Consider the following 26134-nt stretch of genomic DNA (forward strand, 5'->3'; position numbering starts at 1 on the left):
TCAAAGTGAGTGACTCACCCTAAAAGTACATTCGAAGCTGAAAAGTACATTCAAAGTTGTTGTCGGCTTATCCTAAAAATGACCTTGGCTAAGATTGAAATGCAGTTTTCAAATCCTGCGAAAATCTCAGCCAAGGTCAAATGCGTATAGAACGATGTATCTTTTCTATAACTCTTTAGAAACGCTCACTTCCGGTGCCATGCTCGTTTTCGGTGCTATGGTGAGGCGCAGCGTCTGAGGCGTTTGCGCTGTCTTGCGAGGACGTGTCAAGCGTGGAGCCAAAACCGTTATCACGGTTTAAGATGTTCATAAACTCCTCACCGGTAATGGTTTCCTTTTTCTGCAGGTAATGAGCAATTTCATGGAGTTTAAAGCGATTCTCCTGCAGCGTTTTTAAGGCAGTCTGGTGGCACTCTTCAACAATGCGACGAACTTCCTCGTCGATCTCCTCGGCGGTTTTTTCAGAACAGGTAAGCGATGATCCGCCGCCAAGGTAGCGGCTTTGCTGCTGAGAAAGGGTGACCATACCGAGCTTATCTGACATGCCGTATTGCGTAACCATAGCGCGAGCAATGCCTGTGGCGCGCTCAATGTCATTTGATGCACCATTGGTCATTTCACCGAAGATCAGCTCCTCAGCGGCGCGGCCGCCACAAAGCACGGCGATTTCATTCATGGCCTCACTGCGGCTCATGAGGTGCTTCTCGTCATCATCAACCTGCATAGTAAAGCCTAAGGCGCCTGAGGTACGCGGGACGATTGTAATCTTGGTTACCGGCGCCGATCCCTTTTGCAGAGCTCCGACGATGGCATGACCGGTCTCATGATAGGCGACCACATCTTTTTCATGCTCAGTGAGGACGGCGTTCTTTTTCTTAGCGCCGGCGATAACAACGTCAACAGACTCAGTAAGGTCTTCTGTGGTAACGCGGCGGCGTCCCATACGGACGGCGCGCAAGGCCGCTTCGTTGATGATATTCGCGAGGTCAGCGCCGGAAGCGCCGGGCGTTGATTTAGCTACAAGGGAAAGGTCTACGCCGGGCTCCATCTTGACGTCGTTGGCGTGAACCTTAAGGATGTCCTCGCGGCCGGCGAGGTCGGGAAGCTCCACAGGAATGCGCCGGTCAAAACGGCCAGGACGAAGCAGTGCCTGGTCCAGCGTCTCGGGACGGTTGGTTGCCGCTAAAACGACAATGCCTTTATGGTTGTCAAAGCCATCCATCTCAGAGAGCAGCTGATTTAAGGTTTGCTCGCGCTCATCGTTGGTGTTCAGTGAGGCGTCGCGACGCTTACCAACCGCGTCTATCTCGTCAATAAAGATAATGCAAGGAGCCTTTTCATTTGCCTGTTTGAAGAGGTCGCGGACTTTTGCAGCGCCGCGTCCGACAAACATTTCGACAAATTCAGAACCCGCGATCTGGAAGAAAGGAACTTCCGCTTCGCCGGCAACGGCCTTGGCGATGAGCGTTTTGCCGGTGCCCGGGGGCCCTACCAAAAGCGCGCCTCGCGGACTGCGCGCACCAATCTCGGTGTATTTGTCGGGAGTCTTCAAGAATCCGACAATCTCCTGCATGGATTCTTTGGCTTCTTCCTGGCCGGCAACGTCCTTGAACGTGACACCGGTATCTTCGCCCTTAATTTCCTTAGCGTTGGAGCGCCCCAGACCGCCGCCAAATCCGCCAAACGGGTTGCCGCCGCCGAAGTTCATGGACGGATTATCATCGCCCATGGCACGTTTTAACGCGCGGTTCACAAAGTATCCGGCAACCAGGAAGATGACAAGCGGTATGCCAAACTCAATCAAAATACTCATCCACAGGTTTGCCGTAGGATCAGGGATGGTGGCGGAGAAATCAACGCCCTTCTCTTGAAGGGTCTTTACCAGGTTAACGTCGTTGGGAAACGCCTTGGTAGTATAGATTTTCTCCGAGTCGCCTTCTCCTTCAGTGAAGCGGATAACCTTGGTGCTGTCATTAAGATCGACTTTCTTAACTTTGCCGTCATTGACGTCGCTCAGAAACTGACTATACGAAACGTCCTGCACCTGTGATTTTGTTACATTGGGCAAAAGACCTTGGTTTATCGCGAGATATACGACGATAGCAAGGAGTACATAAAGCAACATCGATCTGCGTCGCTTGTTGTCGTTGTCCATACACAGCCTTTCTTACCTTTGGGCTATATGGCTCTGCAGAATCTGACGCAGGGCCACACACATAGTGAAATAGTTCTACCCAATTTTGATGGCCTTAACCGCCAATACCAACATCTCCAAAGCAAGAGACTTCATAGCTGCCGAGAAGTTTTACAGAAAGTTTTGTACATGAACGAACTGTTAACAGGCAAATTGAGGGGTGGCATTCTATGGCAGGCGTGCTACTATGATGCACATCGGCTGTGAAGAGGAGAGTAGCCCGGGCAGCGCAAACTACAGAGAGCGGGAACGCTGAGACCCCGTGTTTGTGTCCGTGTGAAAATCACCTTGGAGCTGCAGTTCAAAAGCGCGGCGAGAAGCCCTTCTTGCCCAAGCGTCAGTAGATGCTGCCGGAGATGGTCGCCGTAATAGGCCAACCGAGTAAGCGAGTATTCGCCGCTGGGTGGTTACAAGCGAAGTGTCGAGGTAGAGCGCTTCGTCCCAGCAACAGGGGACGGGCGCTTTTTTGTGCCCAGAAAGGTTGTTTTGGATGGCAAACGAGTATAAGAAGACCACGAATTTGCCGCGTACGGGCTTTCCGATGCGTGCGTCGCTTGCGCAAAATGAGCCTAAGCGTCTGGCTGCATGGAACCAAAATGCCCTCTATGAGCTGCTTATGAAAAAGAACGAAGGCCACGAGAAGTTCGTGCTTCACGATGGTCCTCCCTATGCCAACGGACCTATTCACCTGGGTCACGCTCAAAATAAAATCTCCAAGGACATTATCAACCGCTACAAGGCCATGCGAGGTTTTCAAACCCCCTATATTCCCGGTTGGGACTGTCACGGCCAGCCCATTGAGCATAAGGTTGAGGAGATGTTGGGCACCGAGAAGTTCAACGTGCTGCCTACAGAAAAGATTCGTGAGCTCTGTCGAAAGATGGCCGTTGAGCAGGTTGACACGCAGCGTCAGGGTTTTAAGCGTCTTGGCGTTTTGGCAAAGTGGGACGATCCGTATCTGACGTATACACCCGATTACGATGCAACCGATATTGAGATTTTTAAGGCCATCTTTGACAAGGGTGCGGTATATCGCGGGACCAAGCCGGTGCACTGGTGTACGCACTGCCATACCGCTTTGGCTGAGGCAGAGATTGAATATCACGATGTCACCTCCACGGCTATTTTTGTTCGCTTTGAGCTGACGACTGTGCCTGAAGGCCTTGAGGCGTATGTGGGTAAAACATGGGTTGATATTTGGACTACGACGCCTTGGACATTGCCGGCAGATGAGGCGGTTATTCTGCATCCTGAGGCAACCTACGTGGCGCTTGAGCTTTCTGATGGCCATGTTGAGATCGTAGCAGAAGCGCTTGCGCAAAAATGTGCCGATAAGTTTGGCTACGACAGCTATACTCTGGCAAAAGATCCAAGCGGCAATACCTGGCAAAAGACCGGCGTTGAGCTTGCAGGCAATACCTACAAGCAGCCCATCTTTGGCGATCAGGGTCGCACCGGCACGTTTATCTACGCTGACTACGTAACCCTTGATGACGGTACCGGCGTGGTTCACTCCGCGCCTGGACACGGCGTTGACGACTACAACGCCGGCGTAAAGTTTGACATTCCCCAGACCATGCCGGTTGATGATGACGGCCATTTCTTTACCGGAGAAGGCCCCGGTACAGGCGGTCCCTTCTCGGGCATGGAAGTTAATAAGGCAAATCCCGTCATTGTTGAGTGGTTGCGCGAGCGTGGCGTGCTTATTCTTGCAGAAGACATTACCCACAGCTATCCACACTGTTGGCGCTGCAAGAATCCCGTTATCTTCCGTGCCACCAGCCAATGGTTTGTTTCTATGGATAAGACAAACCTCCGCCAGGACGCGCTCGATGAGCTGTCGAAGGTGGCCTTCTATCCTACAAATGCCGTAAAGCGTATTGGCTCGATGGTTGAGGGACGCCCTGACTGGTGCATTTCTCGCCAGCGTAACTGGGGTGTACCAATTCCTGCCTATACCTGCGAGGACTGCGGCGAGACAATCATCAACGATGATACGCTTGACGCGGTAATCAAGCTCTTTAAGGAGAAGGGCTCCGACGCTTGGTTTACCGACGATCCTGCAAGTTATTTAGGAGATGCGTGCACCTGTCCTCAATGTGGTGGACACCATCTCAAAGCCAATAAGGACATCCTGGATGTGTGGTGGGATTCAGGCGTTTCCCATACGGCGGTGTGTAAACATCGGCCTGAACTTCGTTTCCCGGCCGATATGTATTTGGAAGGCTCGGATCAGCACCGCGGATGGTTTATGAGTTCTCTCATGACGTCTGTAGGTGCATATGACATGGCACCATATAAAGCCGTCGTCTCTCAGGGTTTCACCCTTGACGGCCAAGGCCGCAAGATGAGTAAGTCTTTGGGTAATGTTATTGACCCCAACGAGGTGTGCGCCGAGCGTGGTGCGGATGTTTTGCGCCTGTGGGTTGCCTCCGTTGATACTTCCAATGACGTTCCTTGCGATGATGCTATTTTGGCTCAGGTCGGAGATGCCTATCGTCGCTTCCGCAATACCATTCGCTTCCTTTTAGGTGAGCTTGAAGGTCAATTTAATCCTGCAACTGATGCTGTTCCTGTTGCAAAACTTACTGCGTATGATCGTTTGGTGCTGGCTCGCATGTGCGAGGTACATGATGCGGTGACTGAGGCATATGAGGGCTATCGTTTTAACAACGTTTTCCGCGTGCTCTACGACTACATCATTGAGCTTTCCAATGGATACCTCAATGCCACCAAAGACCGTATGTATTGCGATGCTGCTGATTCTGAGTCCCGCCGCTGTGCACAGACGGTGTGGGCGGAAATCCTCTCTATGCTTGTGCATGATTTGCAGCCCATTTTGGTATACACCACCGATGAGGCAATGGAGTTTTTACCTGAATCTCTGCGTGAGGGTCAGAAATTTGCAGCACTTCTCGATTGGTACCAAGCACCTTTGGCATACTCTGAATATGAGTCGCTGCTTCCTGCCTACCAGGTACTCTCCGATGCTCGTGCGGCATATACCAAGGCATATGAGACGGCACTTGAGGCCGGGGAGATTACAGAAAAGACCACGCAGGCAACGCGCGCCGAGGTGGTGCTTCCCGCTGAGGCATTCCAATGCGTAAATGATGTTCATGTAGACTTTGCCGAGATATTTGTATGCTCTGCAGTAACTGTTTCGGAAGGCTCCGAGCTTGCCGTTAGTGTCTTTTTGGCGGACGGAGAGCGCTGTGATCGTTGCTGGAACTGGCGCAATCTTGGTGAGGATCATCTCTGCCACCGCTGTCATGAGGTGGTTGCGCAGAGCACGATTGAATAGGAGTACGTGTGACTGTTCGCACGCAACAAAGTCTTGGTATTCGCTTGGCAATTTTTTGCTGGGCGGGTGCCATTGCTTTTTCACTTGATCAGTTAACAAAGCGCTGGGTTCTTTCAAATATCCCTGCAGGTTCAAGGCGGTCGTTTATTCCGGGCGTGCTTGATCTCTTTCATGTCCAAAACGATGGCGCCGCCTTTTCTATTGGAAGCGGACAACCTCTGTTTTTTGCAGCCCTTACCGCTGTTGTGGTGCTTGGTATGATATATGTAGTCATACGTGAGAAAAACCTCCCGTATACGTTCGTTGCGATTTTAGGTCTTGTGGCCGGCGGTGGTGTCGGTAATGGTCTTGAGCGTGTGGCTCATGGAAGCGTAACTGATTTTTTAGCTACTACGTTTATGAACTTTGCAATTTTTAATGTGGCAGATATCTTTGTAACATGTGGCATTATTGCGGCGTGTATCTATTGGTTTGTATGGGATTCTAAAAAGCGTGCTGGTAAAAATGACGGTGAAGCCAGCGAGAAAGAGAGTGGAGCCAACAAAGAAAACGATGAGGATGGCGAGAAAGACGGCGAGAAGGACGGCGAAGTAGCGCGTGGCTGAACGCGTTTTTGACATACTGGTGGGACCGGAAGGTGATGGCACAAGGATTGATGCTTTTCTTTCTGCTCAAGATAACCTTCCTTCACGGAGTGCCTGTGCAAAGCTTGTTGAAGAAGGCAAGGTATTCATTAATGGGACGCCGGTGTCTTCTAAGTCTGAGAAAGTGGTGCTTGGCGATCGCCTTATGGTAGTGCTTCCAAAGGGAGAACCTGAGACGGGACTTCTTGTTCCAAACCCTGACATTCCACTTGACATCCGCTTTGAAGATCAATATCTTATCGTGCTTTCCAAACAGGCGGGGCTTGTGTGCCACCCTTCACCGGGACACACCGACGATACCCTTGCCAATGCCTTGGTAGCGCATTGTGGCTACGGACATTTGGGGCTTTTGCAGGGCGAGGATCGACCCGGTATCGTACATCGTTTAGATATGGATACTTCGGGTCTTATGGTGGCGGCCAAGTCTGATGAGGTGCAGAAAGTTCTTCAAGATCTTATTCGCCTTCGCGTGCTTGATCGCCGCTATGTGGTTTTAGTACAGGGCTATGTTGCCCCTGATGAGGGAACCATTGAAACGGGCATTGCTCGCTCCACACGTGATCGCTTAAAGATGACGGTAACGGATGCACCCGGTGCTCGAGAAGCCATTACTACTTTCAGAACGCTTGAACGCTTTGAGGCAGGTCGTAGAGGTGAGGGTTATTCGCTTTTGGAATGCCATCTTTACACAGGACGCACCCATCAGATTCGTATCCATATGCGCCATGTGGGTCATCCCGTGGTAGGAGATCAGCTGTACGGCCGCAAAGACGGGCGATTTAATTTAGGCCTCAAGCGTCAGTTTCTCCATTCTTGGCACATTCAGTTTGAACATCCGGTAACGGGAGAAATGATAGAACGCAGGGACTCTCTGCCGCCAGATCTTCTCGCGGTACTAGAATCGCAGGAGGAATTATCTATGGGTAGAACAAAAACGGGTGCAGATATCTGCCCGCAGTTGGCCGGCTAATATTTAGATGCACCAACAGCCCAGAGGCTTTGTAGATATCTCGCTAACCTCAAGGGTGGACGGACGGTTATGGTGATTATGCACTCCGATGAACTAGATCAAGAAGCAGACGTTCTTCTCGATATCCAAGATGGCCAATTGCGTGTGCGTTGATGTGGGAGAAAAAATGGATTCAAAGGCATGGGCGCTTTGCCCCTTCCATTGCGCTAAGATTATAAGGTAATTGTTTATCGAGAGATTTTGGCTGATAAAACATATTTGTCTTGGGTTTGGAGCGTAGGGATATACATGCCACTGCAATTGAACAGGCTTGGACTTACACCGATTGTCGTTTTTAACTTGGTCATATGGCTCTTTTTTACGCTGGCGTACTTTTATCAGATTATCTATATCATCCGCGTGATGTTTAAAGGTGAGGTGCATCTTCCGCCTGCTAGAAAACAGCACCGGTATGCGTTTTTCATCGCGGCTCACAATGAAGAGCCTGTGGTGGGAAATCTGGTTCGTTCAATCCTGGCGCAGGATTATCCGCGCGAGCTTATGGATGTTTTTGTGGTGGCTGATGCCTGTACCGACAAGACCGCAGAAGAGGCGCGCAAAGCGGGAGCTATTACGTGGGAGAGAAATGACCTTGCCCGTAAGGGAAAAAGCTGGGTTATGGATTATGGATTTAACCGCATCCTCAATGAGTACGGCGATGCTTATGAGGCATTCATTATTATGGATGCGGATAACTTAGTGGCTCCGAATTACCTTTCCATCATGAACCAGGCGTTTGATGCGGGATATCTGGTTTGCACAAGCTATCGAAACTCAAAGAACTTTGATTCCAGTTGGATAAGCTCGGCATATGCCACATGGTTTATGCGTGAGGCAAAGTTTTTGAACAACGCCCGAATGATGATGGGCACCAGCTGCGCTATTTCCGGTTCCGGCTGGATGGTCTCCGCCCGCATCGTTAAAGGCATGCATGGCTGGGATTTCCATACGCTTACTGAAGACATTCAGTTTTCAACGTTTTGCTGCGCTCACAATATCCAGATTGGCTATGCTCCCGCGGAATTTTTTGACGAGCAGCCGCTTACCTTCAAGGCCTCGTGGATTCAGCGCATGCGTTGGACAAAAGGTTTCTACCAGGTGTTCTTCTCGTATGGGACTGATTTGCTGAAAGGAATTGTAAAGGGTCAGTTTGCCTCGTATGACATGCTTATGACCATTGCTCCCGGTATGATTTTGACGTTGCTTTCAGCTTTCATCAACGGAACCTATCTGCTGGTAGGCTATTTGAGCCATGGATTTATCGCTACGGACGCAGAGCTTGCCATGTGCTCAGGATCTCTGGTAATGACAATATTCTCAATGTATATCGTATTTTTTATTCTCGCCGTCATTACGACAATCTCCGAACACAAGCATTTTCATGTAAAGAAGCGCTGGCGCATTGTTACCAACCTCTTTACTTTCCCGATTTTTATGATCTCCTACGTTCCCATTACCGTTGCCGCACTCTTCAAAAAGGTGGAGTGGGTGCCTACAAAGCACGACATCGCCGTCAACTTTGAGGACATTGTAGCCGGCCAAAGCTAATGTTTAATCCGGTTTTACGAGGATATGGGACGTTTATGGTGTTACAGTGTCAAAGCAAAAGAGTATGGGCGGCCGTCAGGCCGGAAAGGAGCCGCACGTAATGGCAAAGTTCTTCGAGGGTGAGTCGCATACCTTCTCTGAGTATCTGTTAGTTCCGGGCTATTCCTCCGCTGAGAACATTCCTGCAAACGTGTCGCTCAAAACCCCTCTGGTGAAATTTAAAAGGGGAGAAGAGCCTTCCTTAAGCCTCAATATCCCCATGGTTTCCGCGGTTATGCAGGCCGTTTCCGGTCCGCGTCTTGCTATTGCTCTGGCGCAGCAAGGTGGACTTTCCTTTATTTACGGTTCGCAGTCGGCCGAGGACGAGGCGCAGATGGTGCGCGAGGTTAAGAGTTACAAAGCGGGATTTGTTGTTTCCGATTCCACGCTGACGCCCGATATGACTCTGGCCGAGGTGCTTGACCTGAAAGAAAAGACCGGACACTCCACGATGCCTGTTACCACTGATGGAACGTCCTATGGCAAACTGGTAGGCATTGTGACCTCTCGGGATTATCGTCCTTCTCGCGATGAGGTGACTAAGAAGGTCGCGGAATTTATGACTCCGGTTGACGCGATTATTTCCGCTCCTGAGACCACGACGCTCAAAGAGGCGAACGACATCATTTGGGACAACAAGCTCAATGCGCTTCCCATTGTGGATACTAATGGATACTTGGTAAGCCTTGTATTCCGCAAAGATTACGATTCTCACAAATCCGCTCCGAATGAGCTGCTTGACGCGTCGAAGCGCTATCTGGTTGGCGCGGGTATCAATACGCGTGATTATGAGACGCGTGTCCCGCTTTTGGTAGAGGCCGGTGCGGATGTGCTCTGTATTGATTCTTCCGAGGGCTATTCCGAGTGGCAGGCTCGCACGCTCAAGTGGATTCGCCAGACCTATGGCGACGGCGTTAAGGTGGGAGCCGGCAATGTCGTTGACGCGGAAGGATTCAGATTCCTGGCAGACGCCGGCGCTGACTTCATCAAGATTGGCATTGGCGGAGGTTCCATCTGCATTACGCGCGAGCAGAAGGGCATTGGACGCGGTCAGGCTACCTCAGTCATTGACGTGGCTCGCGCGCGCGACGCCTACTTTGAAGAAACGGGAGTCTACATTCCTATCTGTTCTGATGGCGGCATTGTCTATGACTACCATATGACTCTTGCTCTGGCGATGGGCTCCGACTTCATGATGCTCGGCCGCTATTTTGCCCGCTTCGATGAGAGCCCTTCCAACCGCGTAAATGTCAACGGTTCCTATATGAAGGAATACTGGGGCGAAGGCTCTGCTCGCGCCCGCAACTGGCAGCGCTACGATCTTGGTGGCAATAAGCGGGGACTCTCGTTCGTTGAGGGCGTCGACTCGTATGTTCCTTATGCCGGATCGCTCAAGGACGGCGTCGAGGGTTCGCTGCTGAAAGTGAAGTCCACGATGTGCAACTGTGGCGCCCGGGATATTGTCGAGCTTCGCGAGAAGGCAAAGATTACGCTTGTGTCCGCTACGTCTATCGTTGAAGGCGGCGCTCACGATGTGCTGCTCAAAGACCAGAATCAGCAGGTTAGCTACAATTTCCGCTCATAGCGTACCGTCAAGATAATGCAAGCGATGGCCACAGGCGGCTCCCGTCGGACTTCCTCTGGATTCGCTTTTTGAAAGGAGTCGTCAGATGGCAGAAAGGCCTGATGTCGAGAAGAACGAACAGTACGATGATATCCCTGTTTATGACGCTGAGGCGATAGAGACAAAGTGGCAGCGCATTTGGGACGAGGAGGGCCTCTACAAGACCGAGGAGGATCCAAGCCGTCCCAAGAAGTATGTGCTTGAGATGTTTCCGTATCCTTCCGGTGACCTTCATATGGGGCACGCTCGCAATTACACTATCGGTGATGCCATGGCTCGCCAGGCCCGCATGAGAGGCTATGACGTTTTGCATCCCATGGGTTTTGACGCCTTTGGCCTTCCCGCGGAAAACGCCGCTATCAAGCACAATACGCAGCCCTCAATCTGGACGCACAAAAACATTGAGCAAGCCGTCAAGACCATGTTTCGCATGGGCTTTTCTTACGACAAAGAACGTATGTTCAACACGTGCGACCCTGAATACTACAAGTGGGGCCAGTGGATTTTCCTCAAGATGTACGAGAAGGGCCTGGTATACCGTGCAACCTCTCCGGTGAACTGGTGTCCCAACGACAAGACCGTTCTCGCGAATGAACAGGTGGTCAACGGCCGCTGCTGGAGGTGCGGCGCGATTCCCGAGAAGCGCGAGCTTTCCCAGTGGTACCTGCGCATTACCGATTATGCTCAAGAGCTTCTGGACGATCTTGATCAGCTTGACGGATGGCCGGAACGGGTACGCGCCATGCAGGCAAATTGGATCGGCCGCTCAGAGGGCGCGGAGATTGACTTTGCCTTGGCCGCCGCTGACGGCGTAACACCCACTGACACTACCATTACCGTCTTTACCACGCGCGCCGATACCATCTACGGCTGCACGTTTATGCTGCTGCCGCCTGAGTCGCCGCTTGCCGCTGAGCTTGTCGCTGGCTCCGCCTACGAAACCGCTTTCACGGAATTGAAAGAGGCTGCGGTAAAGGCTACTTCCATTGAACGACAGGGTACTGATCGCGAGAAGCACGGCGTGTTTACCGGCCGGTACGCGCTAAATCCAATCACCGGAGAATCTATCCCCATTTGGGTTTCGGATTATGTGCTTCTTGACTACGGAACCGGCGCCGTTATGGGCGTTCCTGCGGGCGACAGGCGCGACTTTGACTTCGCGAAAAAATATGACCTGCCAATCGTTCCTATTATCTGTGAAGAGGGGACCGATCTTTATGAAGAGCTCAAGGATGTTAAGGAGCGCCGCGTAACCTCAGTGGATTGGGACGGTCCCATGGATACCACGGGCATTTTGGTCCAATCCGGCGAGTTTACGGGCCTCCAGGGAGGCAAGCACTCTGAAGCGGAGGAGGCTGTGGTCGCATTTTTGACCGACCATGCTATTGGCCGCCGTACGGTGCAGTTCCGCCTGCGCGATTGGCTTATTTCTCGCCAGCGCTACTGGGGCAATCCTATTCCGATGATTCATTGCGACCACTGTGGAGATGTGCCGGTACCCTATGACGAGCTCCCGGTAACACTTCCTGACGACCTTGACCTTTCCGCAGGTGATACGCTTGCTGAATGCAAGGAATTCTATGAGACTGTCTGTCCGGTATGCGGTCGTCCTGCGCATCGCGTTACCGACACCATGGATACCTTCACCTGTTCCAGCTGGTATTATTTGCGCTACTGCGACCCTCATAATGAAGAGCTGCCATTTTCGAGGGAGTCTGTTGACCGCTGGATGCCGGTTGATAACTACATCGGCGGTATTGAACACGCTATTTTGCATCTGCTCTATTCACGATTCTTTACCAAAGTCCTGCGCGACCTCGGCATGATTGGTATTGACGAGCCGTTTAAGAACCTGCTTACCCAGGGAATGGTGAAAGACGAACACGGCGATACCATGTCAAAATCAAAGGGTAATGTAGTTCCGCCGAGCTCTGTCATTGAGCCATACGGCGCCGACACCATGCGGCTCGCCATTCTTTTTGTTGCCCCTCCCGAGAAGGACTTTGATTGGGACGAGAAGGCCGTCGCCGGAGCAAACCGCTTTATCAAGCGCGCCTGGCGTGTTGTCTGGGAGCTTACCAAGACCGCTGACGCGGCGGCAATCCTTGATCTTGCGACTCTTGACGAGCCATCGGCAAAACTTAATCGGGAACTGCACGCGTTGGGTATCCGCTGCACTCGCGAGTTTGACGAAGGTCAGTTCAATACAGCAATCTCGGCGGTGATGGAGCTTATCAACGCGGCAAGCTCGTACCTTAACGAGGTGCCCGAAAGCGAGCGTTCTCGCGCCTTGTGTTATCGAGTCGCCTCCGATATTGTCGCCATGCTTGCTCCTATCATTCCGCATTGGGCTGATGAGCTTCAGCATGCCGCGCTTCACAAAAAGACGCCAGTCTATCATGAACCCTGGCCTGTTTTTGACGAAGCGCAGGCCAAGAGCAATACGGTGGAGATAGCCGTTCAGATCAAGGGCAAAGTACGTGCTCGCATTATGGTTGACGCCGAGGCGTCTGAAGAGGAACTGTCATGTCTTGCGCAGGAGGCGGTGAGCGCTCAGCTCGTGGGACACGTTATCCGCAAGGTTATTGTGGTTCCTGGTCGTCTTGTGAATATTGTTGCCTAGCTGGAAATATACTTGACGAGAAGGATGTTATCTCGTATAGTAGTACCGTTATGAAGTTGTACTTGTGGGAAGTGGGACGGAGTTTTCGTCCCGCTTCCTTTCTATATGCAGATAGGGGGCATATGCCAAAAGATGACGCCGTACAGCGTATCATCGAAGCGCTTGAAGCGGCCGCGACAAACCATGACATAGATATCGTTGATGTCGAAGTCGTGGGTTCCGTTAAAGCGCCGGTGGTGCGGGTGCGTATTGACCATGCAGACGAAAACGCCCAAACAATCTCGCTTGATGAGGTTGCCGCGGAGACCGGATGGATTTCTTTGGCCATAGATGAGCTCGATCCTTTTCCGAACTCGTTCACACTTGAAGTCTCTTCTCCCGGTATGAGTCGTCCGTTGAGGCGCGCGCATGATTTTGAGCGCTTTGCTGGAAACGAGGTCTCGCTGCAGACAACGGCTTCAGAAGGGCGTCGCAGGTTTACCGGCAAACTTTTGGGCATGCGCGAGAATACCGTTGTGCTTGAATCTGAGGGTCAGCGGTATGAGATTCCCTTAGATGAGGTAAAAAAGTGTACGCTTAAACCGTCTTTTGATTTCTCGGCTCAGGCCAAGAACTAGTGAGAAAGGAATTTACATGGCATCTGAGATGATGGAAGCTCTGATGACGCTTTGTCAGGAAAAGCATATCGATGAGCTTTACCTTCTTGACCGCCTTGAGCAGTCTTTGGCCAAGAGCTATGCGGATGTGCTGCATCTTACATATGGAGCGCGGGTGACTATCGACCGGACGACGGGCAAGGTATACGTATACCAGCTCATTCCAAAGGGGGAGCCCGATGAGGAAACAGGCGAGTATACCGAGTTTGACGAGGTAGACGTCACCCCGGAAGACACCAGCCGCTTTGCGGCGCAGCATGCGAAAAATGAAATTCGCTCTCTTGTGCGCGATGCTGCGCGGAAACAGATTTATGAAGAGTTCTCACAGCGTATTGGTGACATCATTACCGGAACAGTGCTTCAATCGACGCCTGACTTTACCATTATCAAGATTCGTGAAGGTGTTGAAGCGGAGCTTCCGCACTTTGATCTCAGGAGGTTTCCCGAGGAGCGCGATGAAAGGCCCTTTGGTGAGCGCTATGGGCATAACCAGCGCATCAAGGCGATTATCATTGATGTTCGCAATCCGGAGAACACACAGTCTGCTGTTCGCGGCGAGCGTCAGCGTCCGCCAATCGTTGTCTCCCGTACTCATCCGAATCTGATTCGCCGTTTGTTTGAGCTTGAAGTTCCCGAGGTGTATGAAGGCATTGTAAGCATTCGCTCTATTGCCCGCGAACCGGGAATCCGTTCAAAAATCGCTGTTGCGTCTTCCGATGACCGCATGGATCCCGTAGGCGCCTGCGTTGGCCCTAAGGGAAGTCGTGTGCGCACAGTCGTGGCCGAGCTTCGCGGAGAGCGCGTTGATGTGGTGCCTTGGTTTGACGATCCCTCGCGTTGCGTCGCCTCGGCCCTTTCTCCCGCTCGTGTTTCTCGCGTCATTATTGATGAAGAGACTCGCCACGCTACGGTCATTGTTCCTGACGATCAGCTTTCGCTTGCTATCGGTAAAGAGGGCCAGAATGCACGCCTGGCAGCCCGCCTGACCGGTCTTCACATTGACATCAAAAATGAGAGTTTGGCTGCAAAGATTTTGCGTGATCTTCCTGCGACTTCCGTGGATGCTCCTCAGCAGGCAAAGCGTGAGGAAGCTCATCGCTGCCTGTATGTGAGCCCTGATGGCGTGCCGTGCCGCAACATGGCTCGTCCAGGCTCCGATTACTGCGGAATTCACGAGAAAATGGCCAATGTGCGCATTTCTGACGATGAAGACTCGCTTATCTAAGGAACATCACCTCGCAACACTACTATCGGAGGGTTTCATATATGGCAAAAATGCGCGTACATGACCTTGCTAAAGAATATGGCATGCAAAGCAAAGAGATGCTTGAACATCTTGCCGCGATGAAGATTCCGGCTAAGTCCCCTTCATCAACGCTTGAAGATGCCTATGTGGCAATGGCCCGCAAAAAGCTCAAGCCTATCCTTGAGGCTCGTGCTGCGGAGATTAGAAAGAAACAGGCTGAGGCTAAAAAGAGGGAAGAGGAAGAAAAGAAGCGTGCTGCCGCAGAGGCTGAGGCAGAGCGTCTTGCTGCCGAGAAGCGTCGTGAGGCCGAGCGCGCTGAAGAGGAGAAAAAGCGCGCGGCAGAAGAGGCGGCGCGTAAGAAGGCTGAGGCTAAAGCGGCCGCTGAAGCCGAGGCTCAGCGAAAAGCAGCGGAGGAAGCGGAACGCAGGCGCGTAAAAGACACCGCTCCGAAGGCCGCACCTTCATTCCACAGCCTGCTTGATCAAATCGCTCAACAAGAAGAGGTTTTGAAGCAACAGGCGGCAGAGTCCGCCGCGCACAAGAAATCCGAGAAGGGCGGGCGCAACCACGCTCGAGCTAAGGTGGAAGAGAGCATCGGTAACGAGCGCCGCGGTGGCCGCTCCAATGCTCATGGTGATATCGCTCCTCAAGATGATCGTTCTTCAGGTCCTTCTCGCCGCAAGAAAAACCGTCGTGGCGGGGAAGAAGGCGAAGATCGCTACAGCCGTATGGCGCGTGAGGCGGAAGCGTACAACCGCAGTAAAGTGCTTGACGAAGCGCGCCGCGACATTGAAGAGGCGTCAAGAGAGTCGGCGGGTCGCCGTAAAAAGCGTAAAGAGCGTCGCCAAAAGCAGGCTGCTGAAGCTGCTATGGAGCAGCGTATCGAAGAGGCGCTTGCGAACGATCAAGATATTTCTCAGCTTGACACGGTCAAGGTTCCGCAGGGATCAACCGTTTCGGAACTCGCCGATTTGCTCGGCGTGCCGGCAAATGACATCATCAAACGTCTCTTTTTGCTGGGCAATCCCTTAACACTTACCGAAACTATGTCTGACGACCTTATCGATCTCGTTGCTGACGACCTCGGTCGTGAGATTAAGATTATGACGAAGGAAGAGGAAAATTCATTTACGTTCTACGATGATCCGAAAGATTTGAAGCCGCGCCCGCCCGTGGTTACCGTTATGGGCCACGTTGACCACGGCAAGACTTCGCTTTTGGATGCCATTCGTCATACGGGCGTTGCCGCTGGAGAAGCGGGCGGCATTACCCAGGCTATCGGCGCGTCTCAGGTTACTATCAACGGGCGGCAGATTACCTTTATCGACACGCCCGGTCACGAGACTTTTACGGCCATGCGCGCCCGCGGCGCCAAAGTGACCGATATCGTCATTTTGATTGTCGCCGCCGATGACGGCGTCATGCCCCAGACTATCGAGTCGATTAACCATGCCAAGGCCGCAAACGTTCCCGTTGTAGTTGCTGTCAATAAGATCGATAAACCCGGCGCCGATCCCACACGTGTTCGTCAGGAACTCACCGAGTACGGTGTTATTCCTGAGGAGTGGGGTGGCCAAAATATGTTTGTGGATATTTCCGCCAAACAAAACCAAGGTATTGATGAGCTGCTTGAAACCGTCCTGCTTCAGGCGGACGTTCTTGAACTCAAGGCTAATCCCGATACGTTCGCGTCCGGTAACGTCTTGGAGGCGAAGCTTGACCGCGGCCGCGGTTCCGTTGCAACAGTGCTGGTAACACGCGGTACGCTTCATATCGGCGACGCCCTTGTCGCTGGTATGGCGTTCGGACGCGTTCGTGCCATGCTTGATCCGAAGGGCAACGCGGTAACAGAGGCAGGTCCTTCGGACGCCGTCGAGATTCTCGGCCTTCAGACCGTTCCTATGGCAGGCGATGAATTCCGCGTCTTCCAGGAGGAGCGCGATGCTCGAGAACTTGCTGATCAGCGTGCTTTGAAAGCCCGTATCGAGGAGCAAAACCGCGTCAAGCATGTGACCCTTGAGAACCTCTTTGACACTATGGCCGACGCTGAAGTCAAGGAACTTAATCTCATCATCAAGGCGGATGTTCAGGGCTCCATTGAGGCGCTGCAGGATTCGCTCGATAAGATGGATCAGTCTGAAGTCCGTATCATGACTATCCACTCCGCGGTGGGCGCTATTACCGAGACGGATGTCGTTTTGGCTGATGCGTCCAATGCAATCATTATTGGCTTCGGTGTCAGACCCGACGCGAAGGCTCGCTCGGCCGCGGAACGCGATGGTGTTGAGATTCGCACCTACAGCGTTATCTATAAGGCGATTGAGGATATCGACGCGGCGCGTATTGGTATGCTCAAGCCTACGGAGCAGGAGATTCAGACAGGCGTTGCTGATGTCCGTGACACCTTTAAGGTGCCGAAGGTCGGTATTGCTGCAGGCTGCATGATTACGGAAGGCGAGATTTCCCGCGACAACCAGATTCGCTTGGTGCGCGACGGCATTGTCGTCTACGACGGTCATATCGCGTCGCTGCGTCGCTTCAAGGAAGATGTCAAAAGCGTTAAGTCCGGCTTTGAATGTGGCATTGGCCTTGAGAACTTCCAGGATATCAAGCCGGGAGATCAGCTTGAAGCGTACCGTATCGAGCAGGTGGCTCGAACCGAATAAAAGGGGAGACTATGAAGCAAAATCAGTATTCTCGCCGCAATAATGAGATTGCCCGCGAAAAGCTCTCAAGCATTCTCTTGTTTGAAATCGCCGATCCTGATCTTCAGTTTGTCACAGTTACCGGCTGCGAGGTCTCGGTTGATAAGTCTTTTATGAGAGTGTATGTGTCTTGTGAAGTCGAGCGCTATGAGGCGGTAACCGTGGCGCTGCGGCGGGCGAAAGGTCGCATACGCTCTCTTCTGGGACGTGCGCTCAACTGGCGCGTTACGCCTGATCTTGATTTCAGGATTGATACGACCACCGATGAGGCGGAGCGTATCGCCCGCGCTTTAGCAGACGTTCCACCAACGCTCAGTGTGGAAAAGGACGAATTCGGGTATCCGATTTCTTCGGAAGACGCGACAGAGGAGTAAGGGTGCTGGATCTTTCAGCAAAAATCAACAACGTTGAGTTTGACGAGGTTATAGCCTTGATTGAGCGGGCTTCGTCAATCGTTGTATGCGCCCATACCTCACCTGACGGGGACGCTATCGGATCGGGGCTGGCGCTTGCAAGCATCATCCGTCGCCAGTGGCCACTGAAGCGCGTTACCAATCTCTTGGCTGACGCCCACGGGGAAGTTCCGCGCATCTATCAGTTTTTGCCGGGTGTCAAACACTATGTTACGGCTGACGCCTACAAGGACACGCCGGATCTCTTTATCTGCGTCGATCTTTCGTCACCCTGTCGGCTGGCTGAGGCTGAAGCTATCTTAGTGCGCTCTTCAACCAAAGCGGTCTTCGACCATCACCCGGCGTCCGATTCGTTTTGGGATGCCGGCCTGGTGCGGACGAGCGCAGCGGCGGCAGGCGTTATCATTACGGAGTTCGCTTTGCATCTGGGAGTCCGCCTCACAAAGGATGAAGCGCAGTGTTTGTTCTGCGCCTTAGTGACCGATACTGGTCGCTTTCAGTATCAAAATGCCGATAATGAAGCTTTTGAAATCGCCGGTCTGCTTGTGGAGGCTGGAGCGAGTCCTGCCGAGGTAGCACTTCATGTCTATCAAAGCGATCGTCTGGCGTATATGCACCTTGCCGCAAAGGTTATGGGACGCATCCGCACCTTTGGAGGAGGGCGTGTCGCGTACAGCTATGTTACAACCGCCGATTTCGCGTCTTCTGGAGTACCTGTTTCAGAGATGGACGGCTTGGTTGATATTGTCCGCTGCGTAGACGGCGCTGAAGTGGCTCTTTTTCTGAAAGAAGTCAAAAGCGGAGTCGTCCGCGGTAACCTGCGCTCAAAGTCGGATCTTGACATCTCCGGCATTGCTCGTGCGATGGGAGGAGGCGGTCATAAGGCCGCCGCGGGCTTTACCGTTGAAGGTACCGTAGACGAAGCTTTTTCTGCCATTGAGCCAAAAATCGTAGCTCTGCTGGAATCCTCCGACAACGCGTCCTGTCCAAAGGCGCAATAAATGAAGAGGGGAAGCAGCGGCATCAACGCACTTCTCGCTGTTGACAAGCCTGTGGGCATGACAAGCCATGACGTTGTTTCCCGCGTCAGACGGGCGCTTGGCGAGAAGCGCGTAGGGCATGCGGGTACACTCGATCCGCTGGCAAGCGGCGTGTTGGTCGTGGGAATCGGCTCCGCTACCCGTCTTTTAGGGATGCTGACCTTGGCGGAGAAGCGCTATCAGGCCACCATCTCCTTTGGCACGGAGACCACGACCGATGACTCAGAAGGCGAGGTTGTGGTTACAAAATCCGTACCTGCCGAATGTTTTGACCCGTCTTTCGCGCGTGAGACGCTCGCACAGCTTGAAGGCGAACAGGATCAAATACCGCCCAGCTACTCAGCTATCTCGGTTGGAGGAAAACGGGCGTACGCTCTCGCCCGAGAGGGTAAGGACCTTGAGATTCCTGCTCGCCATATCACCGTCTACCAGGCGCGCCTTGTCTCTCTCTCCAAATCGTCCGAGGATTCAAACGACTGCTTGTGGACCGTTGATCTGCGTGTTTCTAAAGGAACCTATATCAGAAGCATTGCGCGGGATATGGGTCGCAAGCTCGGGACCGCGGCGCATATAAGCGCCTTGCGCCGAGTGGTTTCAGGGTCAATTAGCCTTGATGACTGTATTGAACTTTCTTTGCTCGAGACACGCGGCGCGTCTTGTATCGATGAATACCGTCTGGACCCTGCGCACGCCCTGCAACTGCCACTATATCGTCTGAATGAGCGGGAGTTTGCTGATGTGGTAGTCGGTCGGCGTATTGCGGCAGGTGAAGTGGAAGACAAAACAGGTTTTTCTCGCTGTCCTTCTCGCCGTCCGCCTCAGCAAAACGAACGCATAGCTCTCGTGTATGAGGGGGCGCTCTGTGGCGTCTGGCAATGCCAAGAAAACAAGCTGGTATGCTGCGCGAATTTTTCGCAGGGAATAGGCGGGGTTTCAGCATGAGCGGCGCGATAGAAAACTGCCTTGCGAAGTCTGTTTTTTACGGAGTGGAGCTGCCTGAGCCTCTGAGAGTCTCAAAATCGCAGCTCTATACCCTTGCCGGCAACGTGCTTGGCCATGAATGTGTATGCGCGATTGGCGTGTTTGACGGTCTGCATAAGGGCCATCGCACGCTTATTGAAGCTGCAAGAGAAGATGCCTTGCGCCGCCGCGTACCGCTCGTGGTGGTAACGTTTGATCCAGATCCCGCTGAGGTTTTGTTCGACCGCGCGCCAAGGCTGTTGTTGCAAGACGCCGACAGACTTTGCGCGCTTGCCTCTCTTGAACCAGATGCGCTTCTGGTGCACGCGTTTACGCCTCAATTTGCGGCGCTGACGGCTCAAGACTACATCGAAGAAGCGCTTTTACCGTCCGTATATCCGGTAGCTATTCACGTTGGTTCCGACTTTGGCCTGGGCGCGCGTGGAGAAGGTCATGTAAACGATCTGGCGGCTCTTGGGCAACAACACGGTTTTGAAGTTGTGGCGCACCAACTCGTCACGCACGGAGGCGCTCCTATTACCGCGACGCGTATCCGAAGTCTTATCGAGGCCGCACGATTAGATGAAGCCCAGACGCTTCTGGGCAGAAATCATTTTCTTAGAGGTGAGGTCATTCATGGCCGCGGGGAGGGCGCGGGATTTGGCTTTCCAACGGCCAATCTGAGACTGTCTGCAAAAGACTGTCTTCCTGCTGATGGCGTCTACGGATGCTATATCATTGATGGCGCAAGGGCTTGGCCCGCTGCAGTAAACGTTGGTGCTCCTCCAAGTTTTGCAACGAAAAGTGCTCCTCTGCTTGAGGCGAACCTTTTGGGCTTTAACGACAATCTTTATGGACATACGCTGAGCTGCGTGTTCATAAAACATCTTCGCCCTTCGATGCAATTTGGTGATCTTGAAGAGCTTAAAAGGACAGTATTTCACGACATCGAGTGGGTACGAATTCATCTAGGTGAAACGATGCTGGAGGTTGACTGTGATATCTGACGAGGACAAAGAAAAAGTGCGACAAGCCACTGACTTTGTGCAGCTCGTTGGTGAAACCGTCAATCTTCGCCAGCGCGGTAATGAGTTTTGGGGCTGCTGTCCGTTTCATGGCGAGAAGACCCCATCGTTTAAGGTTAATCCCCAAACAGGACTGTGGCACTGCTTCGGCTGTTCAAGCGGGGGAGATGTCTTTAATTACGTACAAAAAAGAGAGAATCTCGAGTTTTCTGATGCTGTCCGCTACCTTGCCGATCGGGCAGGCATAACGCTTTCTGAAGAAAAGAAGTATTCTCGCGGTCCTCGGAAAAACCGCCTGATTGAGTGCCTTACCGAAGCCGAGAATTTCTTCCACCTCATGCTTATGCGCGGCCGCGGAGAAGGCTCCGCCGCTGCTAGAGCCTATCTTTCGGGACGCGGGTTTGGCGGAGACGTCTGCAAGCGTTGGAAACTTGGCTATGCGCCAGGAAGAGGGTCGCTCGTAGCGCACCTGCGCGAGAAGGGCTTTACCGAGCGGGAAATGATTGCCGCTAACTTAGCTATCGATAGAAATGGCCGTACGACCGATTGGTTCTATGATCGCGTAATGTTTCCGATACACGATGAAAGAGGCCGCACCATCGCCTTTGGCGGGCGCGTTTTGGTGACAGCGAAAAACGCGCCAAAGTATCTCAATACGCGTGACACTGCCGTTTTTAATAAGGGTAAACACCTATTTGCATATGACAGAGCCAAAGAGACCATGGCAGCAACAGGCACTGCTATTGTGTGTGAAGGGTATACCGATGTTATAGCCATGCACGAAGCGGGGTTTACTAATGCCGTTGCGGCGCTGGGAACGGCGTTCAGGCTTGATCACGTCAAGCTCCTTGAACGGCAGCGAGTTAAAAAGATTATCTGCATGTTTGATGGAGACAGCGCGGGGCAGAGAGCTGCTTCTCGTTCAGTTCAGTTCATCGACAAAACATCGGCGGCGTTTTTGTGCGTTGTGTTGCCGGATAACCAAGATCCCATGGAGTTTTTGGCGGCGCATGGGGCCGAAGCTCTGCAGGCTCATCTTGACCAAGCGCGTCCGTTGATGGATTTTGTCTTTGAAAGCAAACTCGGTGAGTTTGATCTTTCTACGCCGGGCAGTCGCGTCGCGGCGCTTCATGCCATGGCCGAAATCCTCGCTCCGCTCAAGAAGTCAGTATTGCTTGATGAATATGCCTTGCGTCTTGCGGATGCCCTCGGAGTCAATGTCAACGATGCGAAACGCATCATCCGAGAAACACCGATACAAGAGATTCCCGAGCCGAACCGTTCAAATTTTCAACCAACACCGGCAGAGAGTCGTACGCGGCAAGACGGCGCTTCTCGCCAAGAGGTAAGCGCGCCGCCGGCGCCTCCGGACACCGCGCTACAATCGCTCTCCCATGATGACCGTATGCAGTTACAGTCCGAGCGGGAGCTTTTGTCTGCAATGGCGGCTCGTATTGACACGGTTCGTACCTATGGAAAGCGTATCGCGGAGCTTTCATGGGTCGACAGCCGCCATGAAGCTATGGCGTGGGCAATGCTTGCCACGCCCAAAGGAACCCCGGCGCCTGCTGTTATCGCCGCTGCCCAAGTAGTTGAGCCAACGGCTCCGCAGGTACTTTCGGGCGGGAAGGTGTTTTCTGCTGAGGGAATGAGCGAACAAGAGAAACTGAACCTTATCGTCAATACGCTGGAGTTTTTCTCACTTAAACGAAAAATGCGAGAACTTCGTCGTTTGTTGCAGCGGAGCGCTTCCGAAGAAACCGCTCCGCTGCTGCGACAAATCTCAGAGTTACAGAAGCAGATTAATGAAGCGGGCGAGCGATTGTCGGCAAATTGATATCTGTTTTGAAAGCCTGCAATTAATAGTTAGTAAATGGGTATACTGCTTCCAGTTGTTGCGTTGAAAGGACTTATGTGTCTGCGAAGAAGACAAAAGAGAGTGTCAAGCTTTCCGATGAACTGAGCAAAGTGGCAGATGAAATTATAGTATCCGTAAAGGATTCGGGTTCTGTCTCTGAAGATGACATTCAGGTATCCCTTCAAGAAATTGATGTTTCCGATGATGAGCTTTCCCAGCTTTACGAAACTATTCGCAGCAAAAACATTGAGATTACCTCAGCGGCTGATGTGTCCGCCGATTATTCTGATGACGTGTCTGATGATGACTTCAGCGGCTCAGATGATGATTTTGATGACTCGTCTTCTCTCGATGAGGATGAGGACGATGAAGACTCCGAGGCGCTCAATGAAGCGCGCCAGGTAAAAGAAGCGCTTCGTTCCGTTCCCAAGGCAAAAACCGCAAAGCCCAAGCGTTCTTCTCGCGCCCGTGCCCGCCGTGTCGATACGTCTACCGTCATGCTTACCGGAGATCCGGTGCGCATGTATCTGAAAGAAATCGGTAAGGTTGACCTCCTGACAGCATCTGAGGAAGTCGATCTTGCTATGAAGATTGAGGCCGGCACGGAGGCTTCGCAGAAGCTTGAAGATTTTGAGGACGGCAAAGCCGAACTGTCACGGGCAGAACAGCGGCGCCTTATGCGTATCGAGCAGGTTGGACTTGATGCGAAGCAGCAGCTTATCAGCGCAAACCTTCGTTTGGTGGTTTCTATTGCCAAGCGCTATGTGGGACGTGGCATGCTGTTTCTCGATTTGATTCAGGAGGGCAACCTCGGTCTTATCCGCGCTGTCGAGAAGTTCGACTACACCAAGGGCTTTAAGTTCTCCACATACGCCACATGGTGGATTCGTCAGGCTATTACGCGCGCCATTGCCGATCAGGCGCGTACTATCCGTATTCCCGTGCACATGGTTGAGACTATCAATAAGCTGATTCGTGTGCAGCGTCAGCTCTTGCAAGATCTTGGCCGTGATCCTACGCCGGAGGAAATCGGCGCGGAGATGGATATGTCACCCGATCGTGTGCGTGAGATTCAAAAGATTTCTCAAGAGCCGGTTTCTCTTGAAACGCCGATTGGCGAAGAAGAGGATTCGCAGCTTGGTGACTTTATTGAAGACTCCACCGCAATCGCTCCTCCTGATGCAGCCTCTGATTCTATGCTTCGCGAGCAGTTGGAACAGGTGCTTGACGGTTTGGCTGATAGAGAGCGCAAAGTTATCAAGTTCCGCTTTGGTCTTGAGGACGGCCGTCCGCGCACGCTTGAGGAAGTCGGCCGCGAGTTTGGCGTCACGCGTGAGCGTATCCGTCAGATTGAGTCAAAAACGCTGGCAAAGCTGCGTCATCCGTCGCGCTCTGCCCGTCTGAAAGACTACATGGAAGAGTAGAAGACCACAGCAGCCATGAGGAAATGAAATTAATGCTTGCATGGTTGTGAGAGTGTCTTTATACTTAAACACCGCACAAAGCATTCTTATGGCATGTGCTGTTTTACCGACATATTCCCCGATGGCGCAGCGGTAGCGCAGCTGACTGTTAATCAGCGTGTCGCAGGTTCGAATCCTGCTCGGGGAGCCAGGCTTTTCAGACCGAGATTTTTCTCTCGGTCTTTTTTATATTGACCTCACAAAAATAACGCAAAATGAGCGATTTTCGCCCGTTTACCACACGCAAACGACCGCTGGGCGAAGTTATGGGTACGTTAACATACAGGTTTGTTAACGTATTCGGCAAGGTTAGTGTCGCGTAAAGAACGCGATATACAGAGAAAGGGCAAATCCTATGGAGATGTCTCGTCGTAAGTTTGTTGAGTTCTGTGGTCTTGGCGTTCTGAGCGTTGCCGGCACAAGTGCGCTTGCGGGTTGCGACAACAGCAACAAGAGCGATGATTCCGGCAAAAATGCTTCTGCCGGTGGCGCGGTAGCAAATAAGGACAAGCCGGTTGTCTTCTTTAATCGCCAGCCGTCCAACAGCTCTACCGGTGAGCTGGATATGGCTACGTTGAACTTTAACAAGGACACCTACTATGTCGGCTTTGACGCCAATCAGGGCGCTGAAGAGCAGGGCAAGATGGTCCTTGAGTATGTGAAAAAGAACGCCGCCAAACTTGACCGCAACGGCGACGGAACCATTGGCTACGTTCTCGCCATCGGCGACATCGGCCACAATGACTCCATCGCTCGTACGCGCGGTGTCCGTAAGGCTTTGGGCACGGCTGTCGAGAAGGACGGCAAGGTTGTATCTGATCCTGTCGGCAAGAACCTCGATGGTTCCGCAACGGTTGTACAGGACGGCAAACTTGACGTTGACGGCAAGACCTATGTGGTTCGTGAGCTTGCCTCCCAGGAAATGAAGAATTCCGCCGGCGCCACATGGGACGCGGCAACCGCAGGCAACGCCATTTCCGCCTGGGCCGCTGACTTTGGCGATCAGATTGACGTCGTCGTCTCCAATAACGACGGTATGGGCATGGCAATGTTTAACGCCTATTCCAAGAAGGAAGGCCTTCCGACCTTTGGATACGACGCCAACTCCGACGCGGTGGCCGCCATCGCCGATGGTTTCACCGGCACCATCTCCCAGCACCCGGATATTCAGGCGTACCTGACGCTCCGTCTGCTTCGTAATGCCCTTGATGGCGTCGACATCAATACGGGTATTTCTTCCAAGGATGACGCAGGAAACGTTTTGTCCTCCAGCGACTACAAATACGAAGCCGATCAGCGTTCCTACTACGCGCTGAACGTTGCCGTTACTAGTGACAACTACAAGGACTTCTTGGATGCAACCACTCCGTATCCTGACGCTTCGAAGCAGCTTGACGCCTCCAAGAGCCCTGAGAAGAAGGTGTGGCTGAACATCTACAACTCCGCTGACAACTTCTTGAGCTCCACCTATCAGCCGCTGCTTCAGAAGTATGACAAGCTTCTGAACCTCAAGGTCGAGTATATCGGCGGCGACGGCCAGACTGAGGCGAATATCACCAACCGCCTTGGCAACCCAAGCGAGTACGACGCCTTCGCCATCAACATGGTTAAGACCGACAATGGCTCGTCTTATACGCAGCTCCTTCAGAACTAACCGACTGCTGTAACTGCGTGCAATCCGAGAGGAGGGGAGCTGCTCCTCTCCTCTCGGTGTTTCTCGATAGCTGGCTTCTTGCAGGCCAGAAATATACCGCGAGAAGAACAGTACGAGAGAAACAAAGGG

The 26134-nt window shown here is 52.6% G+C and carries 17 protein-coding genes and 1 tRNA gene; 17 read left to right on the plus strand and 1 reads right to left on the minus strand.

The window, feature by feature from the left end; all coding sequences use genetic code 11:
- Nucleotides 1-175: 175 nt before the first annotated feature.
- Entirely contained in the window at nt 176-2155 is a 1980-nt protein-coding gene (gene ftsH, locus QM016_RS00400) for an ATP-dependent zinc metalloprotease FtsH (protein WP_016477109.1), read from the minus strand.
- A 529-nt stretch (nt 2156-2684) separates the two neighbouring features.
- Here ftsH and ileS point away from each other — a divergent pair.
- The 17 genes from ileS to QM016_RS00485 all read left to right on the plus strand — a co-directional run bounded on the left by ileS (nt 2685) and on the right by QM016_RS00485 (nt 26005).
- Nucleotides 2685-5498 carry an isoleucine--tRNA ligase gene (gene ileS, locus QM016_RS00405; protein WP_282709766.1) on the plus strand — a complete coding sequence of 938 codons (2814 nt, stop codon included), beginning with the start codon at nt 2685-2687 and terminating at the stop codon, nt 5496-5498.
- Between the two features lie 8 nt (nt 5499-5506).
- Nucleotides 5507-6103 carry a signal peptidase II gene (gene lspA / locus QM016_RS00410; RefSeq protein WP_282709767.1) on the plus strand — a complete coding sequence of 199 codons (597 nt, stop codon included), beginning with the start codon at nt 5507-5509 and terminating at the stop codon, nt 6101-6103.
- On the plus strand, nt 6096-7112 hold the full coding sequence (locus QM016_RS00415) for an RluA family pseudouridine synthase (protein WP_282709768.1): 1017 nt from the start codon (nt 6096-6098) through the stop codon (nt 7110-7112). Before lspA ends, QM016_RS00415 begins: the two co-directional genes overlap by 8 nt.
- Before the next feature lie 288 nt (nt 7113-7400).
- Complete coding sequence (locus QM016_RS00420; protein ID WP_016477105.1) at nt 7401-8699, plus strand: glycosyltransferase family 2 protein; 1299 nt, start codon at nt 7401-7403, stop codon at nt 8697-8699.
- A 100-nt stretch (nt 8700-8799) separates the two neighbouring features.
- Nucleotides 8800-10323, plus strand: a complete 1524-nt coding sequence (locus tag QM016_RS00425; RefSeq protein ID WP_016477104.1) for an IMP dehydrogenase — start codon at nt 8800-8802, stop codon at nt 10321-10323.
- 85 nt (nt 10324-10408) lie between these two features.
- Nucleotides 10409-12985 carry a leucine--tRNA ligase gene (gene leuS / locus QM016_RS00430; protein ID WP_016477103.1) on the plus strand — a complete coding sequence of 859 codons (2577 nt, stop codon included), beginning with the start codon at nt 10409-10411 and terminating at the stop codon, nt 12983-12985.
- A gap of 122 nt (nt 12986-13107) precedes the next feature.
- Complete coding sequence (gene rimP, locus QM016_RS00435; protein WP_016477102.1) at nt 13108-13602, plus strand: ribosome maturation factor RimP; 495 nt, start codon at nt 13108-13110, stop codon at nt 13600-13602.
- A gap of 16 nt (nt 13603-13618) precedes the next feature.
- Nucleotides 13619-14866, plus strand: a complete 1248-nt coding sequence (gene nusA / locus QM016_RS00440) for a transcription termination factor NusA (protein ID WP_016477101.1) — start codon at nt 13619-13621, stop codon at nt 14864-14866.
- Nucleotides 14867-14907: 41 nt separating this feature from the next.
- On the plus strand, nt 14908-17553 hold the full coding sequence (gene infB, locus QM016_RS00445) for a translation initiation factor IF-2 (RefSeq protein WP_282709769.1): 2646 nt from the start codon (nt 14908-14910) through the stop codon (nt 17551-17553).
- A gap of 11 nt (nt 17554-17564) precedes the next feature.
- Nucleotides 17565-17966 carry a 30S ribosome-binding factor RbfA gene (rbfA, locus tag QM016_RS00450; protein ID WP_016477099.1) on the plus strand — a complete coding sequence of 134 codons (402 nt, stop codon included), beginning with the start codon at nt 17565-17567 and terminating at the stop codon, nt 17964-17966.
- Between the two features lie 2 nt (nt 17967-17968).
- The gene (locus QM016_RS00455; RefSeq protein WP_016477098.1) at nt 17969-19006 is read left to right on the plus strand and encodes a DHH family phosphoesterase; all 1038 of its coding nucleotides are present in this window, start codon (nt 17969-17971) and stop codon (nt 19004-19006) included.
- Nucleotides 19007-19987: a tRNA pseudouridine(55) synthase TruB gene (gene truB / locus QM016_RS00460; RefSeq protein WP_016477097.1), complete on the plus strand. Its 981-nt coding sequence runs from the start codon at nt 19007-19009 to the stop codon at nt 19985-19987.
- On the plus strand, nt 19984-21012 hold the full coding sequence (ribF, locus tag QM016_RS00465; RefSeq protein WP_282709770.1) for a riboflavin biosynthesis protein RibF: 1029 nt from the start codon (nt 19984-19986) through the stop codon (nt 21010-21012). Before truB ends, ribF begins: the two co-directional genes overlap by 4 nt.
- Nucleotides 21002-22867, plus strand: coding sequence for a DNA primase (dnaG, locus tag QM016_RS00470; RefSeq protein WP_016477095.1), 1866 nt, complete (start codon nt 21002-21004; stop codon nt 22865-22867). Before ribF ends, dnaG begins: the two co-directional genes overlap by 11 nt.
- Before the next feature lie 77 nt (nt 22868-22944).
- Nucleotides 22945-24312: an RNA polymerase sigma factor RpoD gene (gene rpoD, locus QM016_RS00475; RefSeq protein ID WP_016477094.1), complete on the plus strand. Its 1368-nt coding sequence runs from the start codon at nt 22945-22947 to the stop codon at nt 24310-24312.
- A gap of 115 nt (nt 24313-24427) precedes the next feature.
- A tRNA-Asn gene (locus QM016_RS00480) sits at nt 24428-24502 on the plus strand.
- A 210-nt stretch (nt 24503-24712) separates the two neighbouring features.
- A complete protein-coding gene (locus tag QM016_RS00485; RefSeq protein ID WP_232209523.1) occupies nt 24713-26005 on the plus strand; it encodes a substrate-binding domain-containing protein in 1293 nt (430 codons plus the stop codon).
- Nucleotides 26006-26134: the final 129 nt, after the last annotated feature.

The organism is Lancefieldella sp. Marseille-Q7238, from assembly GCF_949152215.1.
Taxonomy (GTDB): Bacteria; Actinomycetota; Coriobacteriia; order Coriobacteriales; family Atopobiaceae; genus Lancefieldella.